The organism is Enterobacter sp. (assembly GCF_977039595.1).
Window position 1 is genome coordinate 1 of sequence record NZ_CDRQYH010000077.1, and the last position, 16,953, is coordinate 16,953.

General features: G+C 51.7%; 19 protein-coding genes and 1 pseudogene. 9 read left to right on the plus strand and 11 right to left on the minus strand.

Annotated elements, in window-relative coordinates; genetic code table 11:
* Positions 1-124: 124 nt before the first annotated feature.
* Positions 125-544: pseudogene (locus ACWYRJ_RS17740) on the plus strand (YceI family protein); the annotation flags it as partial.
* 41 nt (positions 545-585) lie between these two features.
* Here ACWYRJ_RS17740 and trhO read toward each other — a convergent pair.
* Complete coding sequence (gene trhO, locus ACWYRJ_RS17745; RefSeq protein WP_111965842.1) at positions 586-1,635, minus strand: oxygen-dependent tRNA uridine(34) hydroxylase TrhO; 1,050 nt, start codon at positions 1,633-1,635, stop codon at positions 586-588.
* Positions 1,636-1,856: 221 nt separating this feature from the next.
* Between trhO and ACWYRJ_RS17750 the strand changes: the two genes are divergently transcribed.
* From ACWYRJ_RS17750 to ACWYRJ_RS17760, 3 genes are all read left to right on the plus strand, one after another.
* Complete coding sequence (locus tag ACWYRJ_RS17750; RefSeq protein WP_455508360.1) at positions 1,857-2,783, plus strand: Kdo(2)-lipid IV(A) acyltransferase; 927 nt, start codon at positions 1,857-1,859, stop codon at positions 2,781-2,783.
* Between the two features lie 140 nt (positions 2,784-2,923).
* On the plus strand, positions 2,924-4,141 hold the full coding sequence (gene mdtG / locus ACWYRJ_RS17755; protein WP_455508361.1) for a multidrug efflux MFS transporter MdtG: 1,218 nt from the start codon (positions 2,924-2,926) through the stop codon (positions 4,139-4,141).
* 97 nt (positions 4,142-4,238) lie between these two features.
* Entirely contained in the window at positions 4,239-4,613 is a 375-nt protein-coding gene (locus tag ACWYRJ_RS17760; protein WP_023311118.1) for a MysB family protein, read from the plus strand.
* A gap of 6 nt (positions 4,614-4,619) precedes the next feature.
* Here the strand turns inward: ACWYRJ_RS17760 and ACWYRJ_RS17765 are convergent, their stop codons facing one another.
* The 3 genes from ACWYRJ_RS17765 to mdoG all read right to left on the minus strand — a co-directional run bounded on the left by ACWYRJ_RS17765 (position 4,620) and on the right by mdoG (position 9,006).
* The gene (locus ACWYRJ_RS17765; RefSeq protein WP_032650824.1) at positions 4,620-4,847 is read right to left on the minus strand and encodes a YceK/YidQ family lipoprotein; all 228 of its coding nucleotides are present in this window, start codon (positions 4,845-4,847) and stop codon (positions 4,620-4,622) included.
* Between the two features lie 84 nt (positions 4,848-4,931).
* On the minus strand, positions 4,932-7,460 hold the full coding sequence (mdoH, locus tag ACWYRJ_RS17770) for a glucans biosynthesis glucosyltransferase MdoH (RefSeq protein ID WP_045908288.1): 2,529 nt from the start codon (positions 7,458-7,460) through the stop codon (positions 4,932-4,934).
* Positions 7,453-9,006 (minus strand): glucans biosynthesis protein MdoG, encoded by a 1,554-nt coding sequence (gene mdoG, locus ACWYRJ_RS17775; RefSeq protein ID WP_111966168.1) that lies wholly within the window; start codon positions 9,004-9,006, stop codon positions 7,453-7,455. The genes mdoH and mdoG overlap by 8 nt, the downstream gene beginning before the upstream one ends.
* Positions 9,007-9,260: 254 nt before the next feature.
* On the opposite strand from mdoG, the gene mdoC reads away from it, so the two are divergent.
* Complete coding sequence (gene mdoC / locus ACWYRJ_RS17780) at positions 9,261-10,400, plus strand: glucans biosynthesis protein MdoC (RefSeq protein ID WP_115874712.1); 1,140 nt, start codon at positions 9,261-9,263, stop codon at positions 10,398-10,400.
* 33 nt (positions 10,401-10,433) lie between these two features.
* Here mdoC and ymdB read toward each other — a convergent pair whose 3' ends face one another.
* The 5 genes from ymdB to csgB form a co-directional block, all read right to left on the minus strand.
* Positions 10,434-10,976: an O-acetyl-ADP-ribose deacetylase gene (gene ymdB, locus ACWYRJ_RS17785; protein WP_111966170.1), complete on the minus strand. Its 543-nt coding sequence runs from the start codon at positions 10,974-10,976 to the stop codon at positions 10,434-10,436.
* A gap of 107 nt (positions 10,977-11,083) precedes the next feature.
* Complete coding sequence (locus tag ACWYRJ_RS17790; RefSeq protein WP_455508362.1) at positions 11,084-11,404, minus strand: type 1 fimbrial protein; 321 nt, start codon at positions 11,402-11,404, stop codon at positions 11,084-11,086.
* A gap of 164 nt (positions 11,405-11,568) precedes the next feature.
* Positions 11,569-11,901, minus strand: coding sequence for a curli assembly chaperone CsgC (gene csgC, locus ACWYRJ_RS17795; protein WP_111966172.1), 333 nt, complete (start codon positions 11,899-11,901; stop codon positions 11,569-11,571).
* 61 nt (positions 11,902-11,962) lie between these two features.
* Positions 11,963-12,415: a curli major subunit CsgA gene (gene csgA / locus ACWYRJ_RS17800; RefSeq protein ID WP_008500842.1), complete on the minus strand. Its 453-nt coding sequence runs from the start codon at positions 12,413-12,415 to the stop codon at positions 11,963-11,965.
* Positions 12,416-12,456: 41 nt separating this feature from the next.
* The gene (gene csgB / locus ACWYRJ_RS17805) at positions 12,457-12,912 is read right to left on the minus strand and encodes a curli minor subunit CsgB (protein WP_111966173.1); all 456 of its coding nucleotides are present in this window, start codon (positions 12,910-12,912) and stop codon (positions 12,457-12,459) included.
* A gap of 765 nt (positions 12,913-13,677) precedes the next feature.
* On the opposite strand from csgB, the gene csgD reads away from it, so the two are divergent.
* Genes csgD through csgG form a run of 4 tightly spaced genes read left to right on the plus strand, consistent with a single transcriptional unit; the run spans position 13,678 to position 16,019 of the window.
* Positions 13,678-14,328 (plus strand): biofilm master transcriptional regulator CsgD, encoded by a 651-nt coding sequence (gene csgD / locus ACWYRJ_RS17810; RefSeq protein ID WP_149366320.1) that lies wholly within the window; start codon positions 13,678-13,680, stop codon positions 14,326-14,328.
* Positions 14,329-14,332: 4 nt separating this feature from the next.
* The gene (csgE, locus tag ACWYRJ_RS17815; RefSeq protein WP_008500845.1) at positions 14,333-14,722 is read left to right on the plus strand and encodes a curli production assembly/transport protein CsgE; all 390 of its coding nucleotides are present in this window, start codon (positions 14,333-14,335) and stop codon (positions 14,720-14,722) included.
* Between the two features lie 23 nt (positions 14,723-14,745).
* Entirely contained in the window at positions 14,746-15,159 is a 414-nt protein-coding gene (gene csgF / locus ACWYRJ_RS17820) for a curli production assembly/transport protein CsgF (protein ID WP_023311106.1), read from the plus strand.
* A gap of 26 nt (positions 15,160-15,185) precedes the next feature.
* The gene (csgG, locus tag ACWYRJ_RS17825) at positions 15,186-16,019 is read left to right on the plus strand and encodes a curli production assembly/transport protein CsgG (protein WP_021240792.1); all 834 of its coding nucleotides are present in this window, start codon (positions 15,186-15,188) and stop codon (positions 16,017-16,019) included.
* Between the two features lie 43 nt (positions 16,020-16,062).
* On the opposite strand, the gene ACWYRJ_RS17830 is transcribed toward csgG, so the two are convergent.
* Positions 16,063-16,545: a DUF1097 domain-containing protein gene (locus tag ACWYRJ_RS17830; protein ID WP_455508363.1), complete on the minus strand. Its 483-nt coding sequence runs from the start codon at positions 16,543-16,545 to the stop codon at positions 16,063-16,065.
* Positions 16,546-16,641: 96 nt separating this feature from the next.
* On the minus strand, positions 16,642-16,953 hold a 312-nt coding region (locus ACWYRJ_RS17835), incomplete at its 5' end, for a TorD/DmsD family molecular chaperone (protein ID WP_455508364.1).

Consider the following 16,953-nt stretch of genomic DNA (forward strand, 5'->3'; position numbering starts at 1 on the left):
TTATTGTAGGTGGGCCAGTTGGTGATTTTGAACTTTTGCTTTGCCACGGAACGGTCTGCGTTGTCGGGAAGATACGTGATCTGATCCTTCAACTCAGCAAAAGTTCGATTTATTCAACAAAGCCGATTTTGACGGCACGTTCACCTTTGACGAGAAAAATCCCGCGGCCGATAAAGTCAATGTGACGATTAATACGAACAGCGTCGACACGAACCACGCAGAGCGCGATAAACACCTGCGCAGTGGGGAGTTCCTCAACGTCGCGAAATTCCCGCAGGCGACCTTCACTTCTACTGAGGTGAAGAAAGACGGTGATAAGCTGAATATTACCGGCAACCTGACGCTCAACGGCGTAACAAAACCGGTCACGCTTGATGCTAAATTACTGGGCCAAGGTGACGATCCGTGGGGCGGTAAACGCGCAGGTTTTGAAGCGGCAGGGAAAATTCACCTGAAAGATTTTAATATCACAACGGATTTAGGCCCGGCGTCTCAGGACGTGGAGCTGATTATTTCCGTTGAAGGGGTACAGCAGAAATCATAATAACTTCGCCCGGCAGGTTTTCACCGTGCCGGGCGTTATTATCATTCCGGGTCAGGGATACCCAGTTTGGTATTCAGACGACCACGTGATTTATTAAAAATCTTGTTGCCGTTTTCACGTCCTGCGCGACGGCGACGTTGCTCTTCTTCCGGCAGGATGCTCTCTTCACTGCACAGCTCGCTACAGCAGCCGTTAAACTTCTCGGCACAGGCCGGGCACTGAATGAACAGCAGATGGCAGCCGTCGTTTTTGCAGTTGGTGTGGGTATCGCACGGCGCGCCGCACTGGTGGCACTGGGCAATAACGTCTTCAGAGATACGCTCACCCATCCGCTCGTCAAAGACAAAGTTTTTCCCGATAAAGCGTACCGGCAACCCCTGCTCACGGGCGCGACGAGCGTACTCAATAATGCCGCCTTCAATGTGCCAGACCTTATTGAAGCCGTTGTGCTTCATCCACGCGCTGGCTTTCTCGCAGCGGATACCGCCGGTGCAGTACATAACGATCTTTTTATCTTTATGCTCCTGCATCATCTCAACCGCTTTGGGCAATTGCTCGCGGAAGGTATCAGCCGGGATTTCCATCGCGTTCTCGAAATGCCCCACTTCGTACTCATAGTGGTTACGCATATCAATGAATACGGCATCCGGATCGTCCAGCATCGCATTCACTTCCGCCGCCTTGAGGTATTCACCGACGTCCGACGGGTTAAACTCAGGATCGTCGATACCGTCTGCCACGATGCGTTCACGCACCTTCATTCGCAGCACCCAGAAGGATTTCCCGTCATCATCCAGGGCAATGTTCAGGCGTAAGCCGTCGAGTGCAGGGTCAAACTGATAAAGTACGTCACGGAAGGCGCTGACTTTGCTTTCCGGTACGCTAATCTGCGCGTTGATACCTTCACGGGCAAGGTAGACGCGGCCGAAGACGTTAAGCGCCGTGAACGCCTGATAAAGCGCATCGCGGGTCGCCTGCGGATCGTCGATCGTGAAGTATTTATAGAATGAGATGGTTGTGCGCGGTTCGGTTTCAGCCAACATACGCGCTTTTAACATCTCATTCGAAACGCGGTTGTGTAACACTGGCATGGTGTACAGTCCTGGAATCGTTAGAGAGAATGAAAAATCGGTCGGCATCATATAGCAAACAAAACCAATTTACATCCACACAATTTACGCTACATTTCACACACCCTGATTAATCAGGCTTAACAATTGCTGTATTCGTGCACGCTTCGAAAGCAGATATTTTGGCTACGTCTCAAAAAATGAGACACTAGCAAAACAGGACGTTTGAACACAGGAAAGACATGACCCAGTTACCAAAATTTACTGCCGCCCTTTTGCATCCCCGCTATTGGTTGACCTGGCTTGGCATCGGCTTTTTATGGCTTCTGGTACAGCTTCCCTACCCTGTTATTTTTCGGTTGGGTAAATTTCTGGGCCGTTTCGCGCAACTGTTTATGAAACGTCGAGCCAGAATCGCGTACCGCAATCTTGAGCTCTGTTTTCCGCAGATGAGCGAGTCAGAGCGTCACGATATGGTCGCGAAGAATTTCGAATCCGTCGGGATGGGCCTTATGGAAACCGGCATGGCGTGGTTCTGGCCGGACAAACGCATGGCTCGCTGGAGCGAGGTGACGGGCACCGGCATGGATCCGGTGCATACGCTTCAGGCCAACCAGACGGGCGTTCTGCTGATCGGCGTCCATTTCCTGACGCTCGAAATCGGGGCGCGCATGTTCGGCATGCAGGCGCCGGGCATTGGCGTTTATCGCCCTAACGATAACCCGGTCATCGATTTAATCCAGACCAACGGCCGCATGCGCTCCAATAAAAGCATGATCGACCGTAAAGATCTGAAGGGAATGATCCGCGCGCTGAAATCCGGTGAAGTAGTCTGGTATGCCCCCGACCACGACTATGGCCCGCAGGCCAGCGTATTTGTCCCCTTCTTCGCCGTTGAAGAGGCTGCCACAACGACCGGAACCTGGATGCTGGCGCGGATGTCCAAAGCCGCCATCGTGCCTTTTGTTCCCCGCCGTAAGCCGGATGGTTCAGGCTACGAGCTGATGATGCTTGAGCCGGAACTCGCGCCGCCGCTCGACGATGCGGAAACCACCGCGCGCTGGATGAACAGCATTGTGGAGAAGTGCATCATGCTGGCGCCCGAGCAGTACATGTGGTTGCACCGCCGTTTTAAAACGCGGCCACAAGGCACACCGTCTCGCTATTAATCCTCATGCGGCCCTCAGGGCCGCATGCCGTTTTAGCTTTAAAAGCTCCCCCTCATTGCGGCATTCATAACCCAGGCGCATAATTAGCAGGCTTATTACTTCATGCTTCAGGTGCTCTGCACCTCATTATGCGGATAGTTATGTCACCCTCAGACGCCCCCATAAACTGGAAGCGTAACCTCACGGTTGCTTGGCTTGGCTGTTTTCTTACCGGCGCGGCCTTTAGCCTGGTCATGCCCTTCCTGCCGCTCTACGTCGAACAGCTTGGCGTAACGGGCCACAGCGCGCTCAATATGTGGTCTGGCCTGGTATTCAGCATCACGTTCCTGTTTTCCGCGATAGCCTCACCCTTCTGGGGCGGCCTTGCAGACCGCAAGGGGCGAAAAATCATGCTGCTGCGCTCGGCGCTGGGGATGGCCATCATCATGGCGCTGATGGGCGTGGCGCAAAACGTCTGGCAGTTCCTGATTTTGCGCGCGCTGCTGGGCCTGCTGGGAGGATTTATTCCCAACGCGAATGCCCTGATTGCCACACAAATTCCCCGCCATAAAAGCGGCTGGGCGCTGGGCACGCTCTCAACCGGCGGCGTGAGCGGTGCCCTGCTGGGGCCACTGGCCGGCGGACTCCTGGCCGATAGCTATGGACTGCGGCCGGTTTTCTTTATCACCGCCAGCGTGTTGTTCCTGTGCTTCATCGTCACCCTGCTCTGTATTCGTGAAAACTTCACGCCTGTCGCCAAAAAAGAGATGCTCCACGCCAGGGAAGTGCTGACCTCACTAAAAAATCCCAGACTGGTGCTGAGCCTGTTCGTGACGACAATGATTATCCAGGTGGCTACCGGGTCGATTGCCCCTATTCTGACGCTTTACGTTCGCGATCTGGCGAGTAACGTCAGCAATATTGCGTTCATCAGCGGGCTGATTGCCTCCGTACCCGGCGTGGCAGCGCTGCTGAGCGCCCCGAGGCTCGGAAAACTGGGGGACCGGGTGGGTCCGGAAAAAATACTGATCTGCGCGCTGGTGATTTCCGTCCTGCTGCTTATCCCGATGTCGATGGTGCAAACGCCATGGCAGTTGGGTGCCCTGCGCTTTTTACTGGGAGCCGCCGACGGCGCATTGCTTCCCGCCGTACAGACCCTGCTGGTTTACAACTCCACGAACCAGATTGCCGGGCGTATTTTCAGCTATAACCAGTCATTCCGCGATATCGGTAACGTCACCGGACCGCTGCTCGGGGCTGGGGTCTCCGCCAGTTTCGGTTTTCGCGCCGTCTTTATCGTGACGGCGGGCGTCGTGTTGTTCAATGCCATTTATTCATGGTTTAGTTTATCCCGCGCGTTACGGCCGGTGACGGAATAAGACGAACGCCTGACAGCTTATTTTCGTATTCATACTTGCAGAATCAGATATTCAGCTATTCTTTCCCTGAAACCTTCTGGAAAACAGGGAGACACCAATGACCATGTACGCCACGCTGGAAGAAGCTATTGATGCCGCTCGTGAAGAGTTCCTCGCCGACAACCCCGGCGTTGAAGAAGAAGATGCTGACGTGCAACAGCTTAATATCCAGAAATACGTTCTGCAGGATGGGGATATTATGTGGCAGGCCGAATTCTTTGCCGATGAAGGTGAAGAAGGGGAATGTTTGCCGATATTAAGTGGTGAAGGTGCGCAGGCCGTCTTTGACGGCGACTATGACGAAATCGAACTGCGGCAGGAATGGCTGGAAGAGAACACCCTGCACGAGTGGGATGAGGGTGAGTTTCAGCTTGAGCCGCCGCTTGATACGGAAGAAGGTCAAACCGCAGCCGATGAGTGGGACGAACGTTAATTTAGGTTATTCGTAAGGGCCGTGGCTGGCATCAATCGGCAGCAGCAGCGTGTCGAAAATCAGCGAGAACGGCAGATCGAGCACGGTCAGGTAGCGCCATGCGGAATCACGGAGATCCCATTTCACGCCAGGGTAATACTGATTCCCGTGGCCTTGCCCTGGAATGGTGCGACTGATGATACTGCCGCAGCCGCTGAGCAGGCATGCCATCAGTACGACGATGATTATTTTCATGAGTAACCTCTAAAAAAATACCGGCGATTAAGCCGGTATTTTATTTGGCGGGAGGCGCTTCGCTTGCCCACCCTACTTAACAACTTACTTCGCCTTCAACGCCAGCGGGTTAAGTTTCAGTTCCTTATAGTAGTTTACCCACGAAGAGTATCTCTCCGGAGCGGACCACACGCGGTAGTGAAGACGCGCCATCGTGACCGGGTCGCTCAGCAGGACCAGACGACGGTCGCGGTTAAGTTTTTCCGGAGTCTCGTTAAGCGCCTGCTCAACGTGACGATCGCGGGCAATCTCCAGCACCTGGCTTGCGCGGTGACGCGCCGTCGCCATAGCCGTTGCCAGGGCGTTGAATGACGGGTTAAACACGGCGTGCATGAAGCCGTCATCCAGCGTGCGATTGCGGTTCTGCTCCAGGTAACGATCGGTATCCACCAGCACCTGCGGCGGGGAATACTCTTCCGGGATCAGGAATAGCTTCCAGCGTTTGGTCCGCAGCCCCACCGTCGAACGGCTGGAGATCACGGAGACAAACGGCGACAGGATTAGCGAGAAGACAATCGGCGCCAGCCAGAACAGGAAGCGCAGATCCAGCCACGCCATCCCGGCCGCCCACACCAGACCCAGCAGCAGCTGTGAACCATGGCGCATAAAGGCTTCGCTCCACGGCGTGGAGTCGTCATCGCGCTGCGGTGAGTTCCAGACCACTTCCCAGCCCAGGAATGCGCTGACCACGAACACGGTGTGGAACAGCATACGCACCGGCGCCAGCAGCACGGAGAACAGGACTTCCAGCAGCAGTGAAAGGGTCACGCGGAAGAAACCGCCGTACTCTTTCGAGCCTTTGCACCAGATCAGGATGATGCTGAGCAGCTTAGGCAAGAACAGCAGCACCATGGTCGAGGCAAACAGCGCGATCGCCAGCTCCGGACGCCACTGCGGCCAAACCGGGAACAGCTGGCGCGGTTGCAGGAAGTATTGCGGCTCCGTCAGGGCATGGACGACCTGCAGCGCAGTGGATAGCGCAAGGAACATAAACCACAGCGGTGCAGAGAGATACGACATCACGCCCGTCAGGAACACCGCACGGTGAACCGGGTGCATTCCTTTAACAAGGAACAGGCGGAAGTTCATCAGGTTACCGTGACACCAGCGGCGGTCACGCTTGAGCTCGTCCAGCAGGTTCGGCGGCAGCTCTTCGTACGATCCCGGCAGGTCGTAGGCAATCCAGACGCCCCAGCCAGCACGACGCATCAGCGCCGCTTCTACGAAGTCGTGCGACAGAATAGAGCCGGCAAACGAACCCTCTCCCGGCAGCGGTGCCAGCGCACAGTGCTCAATGAACGGCTTCACGCGGATAATGGCGTTGTGACCCCAGTAGTGCGATTCACCCAGTTGCCAGAAGTGCAGACCTGCCGTAAACAGCGGCCCGTAAACACGGGTGGCGAACTGCTGGCAGCGTGCATAAAGGGTGTCCATTCCCGACGCTTTTGGCGAGGACTGAATAATACCCGCGTTCGGGTTGGCTTCCATCAGACGCACCAGACCACTCAGGCAATCTCCGCTCATGACGGAGTCAGCATCCAGCACCACCATGTAGCTGTACTGGTTACCCCAACGACGGCAGAAGTCATCAATGTTACCGCTTTTACGCTTCACACGACGACGACGGCGGCGGTAGAAAATCTGTCCTTCGCCCTGCACTTCTGCAATCAGCTCCATCCACGCTTTTTGTTCTGCCACGCAGATATCGGGGTTGTAGCTGTCGCTGAGGATGTAAACGTCGAAATGCTCCGCGTTGCCGGTGGCCTTTACGGACTCCCAGGTTGCACGCAGGCCCGCGAATACGCGGTCAACGTCTTCGTTACAGATAGGCATAATCAGCGCGGTACGGTGCTCAGGATTGAGGGGTTCATCCCCGACCGTTGACGCCGAAATACTGTATTTGTCACGCCCCATCAGCAGCTGCAGGAAGCCCATCAGCGCGGTCCAGAAGCCAGCTGAGACCCAGCAGAAGAGAACCGCGAACAGCAGAAGGATGCCGCTCTGCAGGATATACGGCAGCAGCTGCATGAAGGAGACCCAGAGATCCTGGCCCATCATGTCCGTCGGGTTTATGAATGCCCAGCCCTGATACGGCAGGATGGTTTTCATATACCAGGTCGCGACGACCGTCTGCGCAAGCGTCAGAAGCAGCAGGATATAGCGACGGATTGTCCCCACGGTACGCCATTTCTGTTCAGACGCCTGCTCTTCTTTCGTCAGGCGTGACAGATAGCGCGGCGTCACATCACGTCCACGCAGGCGATCCCAGAAGCGACCCACCGGGTTGGTGCGCCACGGATCGGGGAACATAGAGGAACGCGTGGCCTTCGGCATCGCCTGAAGCTGATCGCGTCCTTCATCGTCTTTAATCAACTGCCCTTCCGCCAGCGAGTCCGGCCAGGCCTGCTCCAGACGCGCCTTGACTGACCCAAGCGGCGTATCATCATCACGGGAAAACTGACGATGTTCACCATCCAGCGCGGTGTGAACCGCGCGGATGTCGCTCTTAGGCAGTGCCGCTTTTTCGATATCCGTCAGCGGCATGGCATCAATATATTCAGATGTATTATTCATTGGCAGGTAGCTGATAGCTCCAGGTTTCACTCAGCGGCTGATCGTTACTGACCAGCGCAGCACGCATTTCAGTGGTCTGTTTCGGATCTTTCACTTTCACGCGCAGGGTCAGACGCCAGCCTTTGGTTACCGGGTTGTAACGCACGGTATTCTCAACGATTTCACCGTTATCACCGATGCTGGCCTGAGCGGCAACGGCGGTGTCCGGTGCCAGTTTCTTCATATCCTGGCCTGTGAAGTCCACGACAAACGCCACGGTGCCGTCAGGCTGACGAATCAGATTAGACTGCTTCACATCACCCGTTGAGCGGCGAGTCTGCATCACATACGCGTTATCCGGCGCATGCAGCTTATCTTCGTCGCGGCTGAAGGTAATGGTGTACTTGAAGTTCATCTCTTTACCGGCTTCCGGCAGTTGATCCGGCGTCCAGTAAGCCACGATGTTATCGTTGGTTTCGTCGTTGGTTGGAATTTCTACCAGTTCGACCTTACCTTTACCCCAGTCACCGTTTGGCGTGACCCAGGCGCTTGGACGCTGGTCATAGCGATCGTCCAAATCTTCAAAACGGGAGAACTGACGACCACGCTGCAGCAGGCCAAAACCTTGTGGGTTTTCCATCGCGAAGCTGCTCACCGCCAGATGTTTCGGGTTATTCAGCGGACGCCAGATCCACTCACCGTTACCGGCATGAATCGACAGACCGTTGGAGTCGTGCAGTTCCGGGCGGAAGTTGGTTGCCGGTGACGGCTGGTTCGGCCCAAACAGGAACATACTGGTCAGCGGCGCAACGCCCAGTTTGCCCACTTTATCACGCAGGTAAACCTTAGACTGTACGTCAACCACCGTGTCGCGGCCCGGCATAATCACAAAGCGATAGGCCCCGGTCGCACGCGGCGAATCCAGCAGCGCGTAAATAGTCAGACGTTTATCCGTTGGTTTTGGACGTTCAATCCAGAACTCACGGAAACGTGGGAACTCTTCACCTGATGGCAGCGCGGTATCAATAGCCAGTCCGCGCGCAGAAAGCCCGTATACCTGCCCCGCGCCAATCACGCGGAAGTAGCTGGCACCAAGCATGCTGACGATTTCGTCGTTTTTATCTTTGCTGTTGATCGGGTAAAGCACCTTAAAGCCTGCGAAGCCCAGGTCTTTCACCGTATCTTTGTCGTGTTGCACATTGCCAAAATTGAAGTAATCCGGGCTGTACTTGATCTTACGTACCGCTGTTGCCGTCACTTCATTGATGGCAACAGGCGTGTCGAAGTACATACCCTGATGATAAAACTCAAGCTTGAACGGGGTTTTAATATTGCTCCAGTACGCTTTGTCGTGATTGAACTGGATCTGCTGATAGTCCGCATACTTCATGTCGCGGAAAACGGAGGGCAAGTTACTTTTCGGCGCTTCGTAGCTCTTGCCTGCCATCGATTTTGCCTGTTTTGCGACATCGTCGATGTTAAAGGCCAGTGCCGATGAGGTATACAGTGATAACACCACTGCAGCACCCAACCAACGCATTTTCATCATCTGTGGTTTATGTTTCATAATAAGTAAGCACTTCCCCCTTTGTGTGCTTATATCGATCCGATCCATTTTAATGGAAACTCAGGCAATCCGACAACATTATCACTGCTTTGTTCAGCTGCTGGCTCATGGATTAAGCAAATGAAAGAACCCGCTATTCACTTTGCGTGCTTATCCTGGAGACAGGGTGTCGGTCTTGGTGTAGGGTTGGCTTCGAATGTAACCATTATGAGTCTTAGGGATAAGACGAAAAGTCTGAGAATGCACAACGTTATATGAGCACAACACCAACAGAACGTGAATATTTCCTCGACTCGATCAGGGCCTGGCTGATGCTATTGGGGATCCCCTTTCACATTTCACTGATTTACTCCAGCCACACCTGGCACGTGAATAGCCAGATGCCCTCCTGGTGGCTGACGCTGTTTAATGACTTTATTCACGCCTTTCGAATGCAGGTTTTCTTCGTCATATCCGGCTATTTTTCTTACATGCTGTTTCTGCGATACCCGCTTAAGCGATGGTGGAAAGTACGCGTGGAGCGCGTGGGCATCCCCATGCTCACCGCAATTCCGCTGCTGACGCTGCCTCAGTTCATTATGCTGCAATACGTCAAAGGCAAAGCGGAGAACTGGCCGAATCTGACGCTGTATGAAAAGTACAATACGCTGGTCTGGGAGCTGGTGTCTCACCTGTGGTTCCTGCTGGTCCTTGTGGTGCTCACAACGGTAAGTTTGTTGATTTTTAGCCGCCTGCGCCACCATCTGAGTACAAAAGCCGACACCTTCTTCGCCAACGTTACGATGGGCAAACTGTCAGTGCTATTCTTGCTGTTGGGGATCGCTTATGCCGCCGTGCGACGGACGCTGCTTATCGTCTATCCGCCTATTTTGAGCGACGGGTTATTTAATTTCGTGGTGATGCAGTCACTGTTCTACATTCCGTTCTTTTTAATCGGCGCGCTGGCTTTTATTCATCCAAAGCTTAAATCGCTGTTTGTCACCCCGTCACCGTGGTGCGCGCTGGGGGCAACCTTCGCGTTCGCTGCATATCTGCTGAATCAGCGCTACGGCAGCGGCGACGCCTGGATGTATGAAACGGAAAGCGTGATCACGATGCTGCTGGGCCTGTGGATGGTGAACGTGGTATTCGCGCTGGGCCATCGCTTGCTGAACTTTAAGTCCAGCCGCGTGACTTACTTCGTTAATGCATCACTGTTTATCTATCTGGTGCATCATCCGTTGACGCTTTTCTTCGGGGCTTACATCACACCGCACATCGCCTCCAACACGCTGGGCTTCTTTACCGGGCTGGTTTTTGTGGTAGGGGTGGCGATCGTACTTTACGAAATCCATCTGCGGATCCCGCTCCTGCGTTTCCTCTTTTCAGGAAAACCGCAGGCAAAAGCCTCATAAACCACGCGGCGCACCTGATGCGCCGCGTTTGCTTCAGCTTTCCAGCTCTTGTCTGCGCTGAGTCAGAAGCCGCTGATAAAGATGCGTGGTGTCGTCGTCAAAACAGACAAAAATCACCTTCTCTGGCAGCGGTTTTAACGACAGATAGCGGTAAACGGTTTCTACAGCGATCGTTGCGGCTGCCGCCTTAGGATAACCATACACGCCGGTGCTGATAGCCGGGAACGCCATCGTTTTATAACCGTTGTCGGCGGCCAGTCGCAGACAGTTCCGGTAAGCCTCTTCCAGAATACTCGCTTCGTGCCGATCGCCACCGTGCCAGACGGGCCCAACGGCATGAATAACCGCTCTGGCGGGCAAATTGCCCGCCAGCGTAATTACCGCATGACCGGGAGGACATTCGCCCTGCTGTTGCCGCACGGTTTTACAGGCTTCGAGCAGCTGCGGTCCGGCAGCACGGTGAATCGCCCCGTCTACACCGCCTCCCCCCATGAGGGAAGGATTGGCCGCATTGACGATGACGTCGACGTGCATTGTCGTAATATCGCCTTGAATAATTTCAATTTGCGGTTTCATAAAGCCCCTCTGCAATCCGCCTTTTTCTTAAGTGTATCGCAGAGGTGACCGGCAGAAAAAACTATCAGAAAAAATCCTCTTCCTCCGCAGGGCGGGGAGAACGCGCATTAGCGATACTGGATTTCAATAACTGCAAGCGTTTTTTCAGGATTAAGGTATTTCATATTGAGCGTTGCCAGGTTTGAGTCGCTCACTTTCCCGTTAAGCGCCTCTTCATAGCTGACCATACGCGTTTGCATAAGGTTATTATTTGGACATGACATTGCAAATTGTTGCTTCTGCGGAGTGATTTCACAAGGGTCGGCGACGATAGCACCGCGAAAATGAATGACACCGCCGTCAACAACTGTGGCCGAATAAGCCGGGATACTCAAAGCAGAAACGACCAGACCCAGACCTGCTACGAGTCGAGCAAAATAGTTGTTCATTATAGGTACTCCTCAATGAAAATCGTCCATGAGGGGTAAACGCGCTTCATTTATTACGGCAAACGAAGTTTCACGTTACGGAACATAACGACCTCGTCCCTGATATCAGCATAGCTCAACGTCACAGACCCGCCACATTCACAACGCATTGATTTAATACATTTTTATAGCGAACGTTCCGCTGGCGACCACTGTTGTGATAAATGAAGCGATTTTCCATCTGTAACGGTGACAACGATTTTTACCGTGTCTCCTGCATTAATATTTAAACTCAGGCGCATTAAATCAATCGTCTGATTAGCGGGTATAAAAAGTGTGTTTTGCTGCCGGGAAGAACTTTGCCCCCCCTGCCCTTCTCGTAAAGAAACAATCTGAACCTGACAATCACACGACTGCGCCAGAGTGACCTGAGGAATAATGGTGGTCATATTTTCCTGCTGCGACGTTTTGAAGGTGATCTGACTGGAAAGCGCGGCCAGGAGAATTAAGGTATTCATGATGAACTCCCGAAAAAAAACAGGGCTGATGCCCTGTTTTTTTGTAGCACAGATTTCAGTATCAGTACTGATGAGCTGTCGCGTGGTTACCAAAGCCGATCTGGGTAACGTTGACAGTAGAGTTAGAGGCAGTCTGGTCAACGAGTGCGCCGTTAAAGCCGCCGGACTGGCTAACGTTCATAACAGATTTTTTACTGTTCCACTGATCAAGTGTTGCACTGTTGCCGAATCCTTTCTGGGTCAGGTTGATTTTACTGTCATCAGAACCCTGACCAACGTCAGCGCCGTTACCGCCACCTTTCTGGGTAATATTCAGCACGGAATTTCTGGCGTCTGTCTGCAGAGCAACCGCGGAGTTACCGCCACCGTCCTGATAAATATTCAGGGTTGAATTTGGACCACTGTATCCGCCATGACCATGCCCATGACCCCAGCCGCCCTGATTAATAGAACCCGCCATAGCACTACCAGAAACTACGATTGCTGCAAGCGCTGCCACTTTGAGAAATTTCATGGTAAACCCCCATCGGATTGATTAAAGTCGTCGCGAAAGCGCTAATGTTGAATAACGTTAATCGCCATTTGCGACTGTTTCTGCACTACAACTGCGGTTTTCTGCGTACCGTACTGCGTAATATTTGCTCTATTACCCGACCCTTTCTGGATAATTTTCGCGCTATTACCGTATCCATCTTGCGTAATACCTGCATCATTCGCGTTTCCGCTCTGATCGATCCAGGCTATATTGTAACTCCCTGATTGATCAACTCTCGCTCTGTTGCCTGCCCCATCCTGGGAAACAATGGACAATAGTTTCGAACCTTCCTGGCGAACCTGAGCGTCATTGAAAACACCCTGTTGACCAATAATGGCTGCCTGATTGAGTGATGAAAGACTTAATTCGTTAACCGCAAAGTTATATTCAGCATTTGCTAAATCTGAATTCGCTGCGGTTACAAATCCAGGCGCACCCAGTAATGTAAACATCATAAATAACGATGTGTATTTCATGTTGTCACCCTGGACCTGGTTATTGAATAACTCCATAACCCTATAACAGTGTCACATGTAAAAACGATTCGTATTGTGTTAACGCGTCGTTACGGTGAAGAGTATGTCCGCTGAAACATTTTAAATATCTCACCCGCGCGGCTTATTTTTATTTTTCAGATCACCACAAAGTCGTAATTTACATCAAAAACCACTTTATTCAGGCCACCTTATATTTTCTATTAAATGCGTTTTTCGAAAAGGTTGTACAGCAAGACAAAAGCTGTCCACGCCTCCCCCCGGGGTGTTTAAACGTAACGGCATGAGAACATTTTTTCTCAGCACGTGACACGAAGCTTCTTTTCTTAAGCCAGACTCATTCTCATTCGTGGACTTAGAAACAACCGGTAACTCATACTAAATTATCGCTTTATAAAAAAAATAAATACCAATAAAAATCAAACAATTGGAAATATTTGTATGATTTTTAAAATCTGTGCATCTCTATTTATGTGTACAACTTCCTCATCAATTCTCGCCATTCAAAACAACCGAATTTCACAAATTAATATTGATTTTTACATTATGTTTCATGTTTAACACTTGCTTTAAACTTCGTAAAAGCTAGATTGAAATTAGATGTACGAAATTGGTTTTATATTTACCTCCCCGTGGAGGTTATGGTCTGATTCTACACACAGCAGTGCAACATCTGTCAGTACTTCTGGTGTCCTCTTTTAAACAGGAGGGCAGCTGCCAGGTGCCAAAAAAAAGTGGGGTTTCATCATGTATAATGAAGTCCATAGTTTACATGGTCATACATTACTGTTGATCACAAAACCTTCTCTGCAAGCGACAGCATTATTACAACATTTAAAGCAATCTTTATCACTGAACGGGAAATTGCATAATATTCAACGTTCTTTTGATGATATTGCACCTGGCAGCATCATTCTTTTCGATATGATGGAAGCAGATAAAAAACTTGTCCATTACTGGCAAGATATTTTAAGCAGGAAAAACAACAATATCCGAGTGCTATTGTTGAATACGCCTGACGAATATCCTTTCAGAGATATTGAAAGCTGGCCGCATATCAATGGCGTGTTCTACGTCACAGAAGAAGAAGACCGGGTAGTTGAGGGTCTGCAAGGTATATTGCGCGGAGAGTGTTATTTTTCGCAAAAGCTTGCCAGTTATCTCATCACGCACTCCGGAAATTATCGTTATAACAGCTCAGAGTCAGCACTGCTCACGCACCGTGAGAAAGAGATCCTGAATAAGTTACGCATTGGTGCTTCAAATATTGAAATCGCCCGTTCGTTATTTATCAGCGAAAATACGGTAAAGACGCACCTTTATAATCTTTTCAAGAAGATAGCTGTAAAAAACAGAACTCAGGCTGTTTCGTGGGCAAACGATAACCTCAGGCGTTAATCACATGAAGCGCACGTTGAGTTGGATCGCCGCAGCGAGTTTCCTGCTCGCTGCCGGGAATCTGAAGGCCGTCGAGGTCGAAGTTCCCGGATTGTTAACAGACCACACTGTCTCATCGGTCGGGCACAGTTTTTACCGTGCCTTTAGTGATAAATGGGACAGTACTTATACCGGAAATATAACAATCAACGAGCGGCCCAGTGCACGATGGGGAAGTTGGATAACAATAACGGCTAATCAGTACGTTATTTATCAAACGTTTTTATTCCCCACAAAAATGGACTTCGATAAAAACGTAGCCCTGGCACTGGCACAATCAGAAGACGCTATTAATCGCCTGCAAATAGATAAAGCCCTATTAAGCACCAGCGATTTAGCAAAAGACGAGTTCTAGCGAACCGATATGCGGAGGCTGTCATGCGTATTGCATATGCAGTTGTTTCGATAATGCTGATAACACCCATAAGCTGGGCCGGAAACATGACGTTTCAGTTCCGTAACCCTAACTTTGGCGGTAACCCTAACAACGGCGCGTTCCTGCTGAATGAAGCTCAGGCGCAAAACTCCTATAAGGATCCCAGCTTAAAGGATTTTAGCATTGATACCCCGTCCGCACTGGACAACTTCACTCAAGCTATTCAGTCGCAGATTTTAGGTGGGTTACTAACCAACATTAATACCGGTAAACCCGGCCGGATGGTGACCAACGACTTTATCGTTGATATCGCCAACACTGACGGACAGCTTCAGTTGAACGTGACCGATCGTAAAACCGGAAGAATCTCCACCATTCAGGTTTCCGGTCTACAAAGTAATTCAACTGACTTTTAAACAATAGCTAAATAAGGACAACGATCATGCAGCGCTTCCTGATTTTTGTTGCAGTGTGCTTATTGAGCGGTTGTTTAACTGCTCCACCTAAAGAAGCTGCAAAACCTACATTAATGCCTCGGGCCCAGAGTTATCGTGATTTAACGCATTTACCTGCTCCAACGGGGAAAATATTTGTCTCCGTATACAACATTCAGGATGAAACCGGGCAATTCAAACCTTACCCGGCAAGTAACTTCTCCACGGCCGTGCCGCAAAGCGCCACCGCGATGCTGGTTACCGCGCTCAAGGATTCGCACTGGTTTATTCCCCTGGAACGTCAGGGTCTCCAGAACCTGTTGAATGAACGTAAAATCATTCGTGCAGCACAGGAAAATGGTACCGTCGCGGCCAATAACCGTACGCCTCTGGAATCTCTGGCGGCAGCGAACGTGATGATTGAAGGATCGATTATTGGCTACGAAAGTAACGTTAAATCGGGTGGAGCGGGCGCGCGGTATTTCGGTATCGGCGCGGATACCCAATACCAGCTCGACCAAATTGCCGTGAACCTGCGTGTGGTCAACGTCAGTACAGGCGAAGTGCTCTCTTCGGTGAACACCAGCAAAACCATACTGTCCTATGAAGTTCAGGCAGGGGTATTCCGCTTCATCGATTACCAGCGTTTGCTGGAGGGTGAAATTGGCTACACCTCCAACGAACCGGTCATGATGTGTCTGATGTCAGCCATTGAAACCGGCGTGATCTTCTTAATCAACGACGGTATTGACCGCGGGCTGTGGGATCTGCAAAACAAAGCAGACGTGCAGAACCCGATACTGGTGAAATACCGCGATATGTCAGTCCCTCCGGAATCCTGACAGGAAGCGAATAAAAAAGGCGAGATGATTATCTCGCCTTTTTTTATTCGCTCACTGCCGTGACGTTTTGCGCTTTTTCCCGCCGCGACGCCAGCCAAAGACCGCTGTTTTTCATGGCATAGCCAAACAGCAACCCCAGCGCCAGTGAGGGGACCACCAGCTTCCAGTCACCCTGCCCTGCAAAGGTCGCACACGCCCCCATAAAGGTTCCAGGAACAAATGAAAGCAGCAGATGCTTAGCCTGGATGCACATTAAAAAGGCAACAACGCCCGTCATCACGTATCCCAGCATCTCCAGATGCGGCGCCAGCGCGCTGCCTTTCATGATCACCAACGCCCAGATAACGCCGCTCATCAGGGTGCAGCCAGAGATAAAGAGCCCTTTGACGCCCCCCTGCGGGCAGGCGAAATAGGCCGTACAGCCAAGGAATCCGGCCCAGCTGAGTAATCCGAGAGACATGGCCACCCATACCCAAAGCCCGGAGAGAATGCCCGTCGTTATTGCGATACAAAGTAATATGTTCATGGCGCGCATCTTAGCAGAAGCGCACCATAGAAATGCGATCAGAAGCACATTATTTGCAAATTGAAATGCGTAGTTGCAGAATTTATGTGATCTAAATCACTCTTCATTCTCTTCTTCCAGCTCATCCCACATCGCCGCGATCGCGTCGCGGGTCAGCGGTGCCAGCGTTCTCCAGAATGGCGAGGTAGCATGCGCTTCGACTTTACCAAGGAATGTTCCGACCCACGGCAGCAGGTACGTTTCGAACAGGGTTTCGATAGCTTCGTTCTCATCATCCCCGGCGTTGTCTTCGATCCAGGAGGCAGCAAGCAGCAGCGTACCGATATGATCCGCCGGCGTATCGCTCAGCGGCATACCGCGGGTTGAGAGGAAAGCGCGGACTTCCGCTTCCGTCGCCCCGTCCTGCCA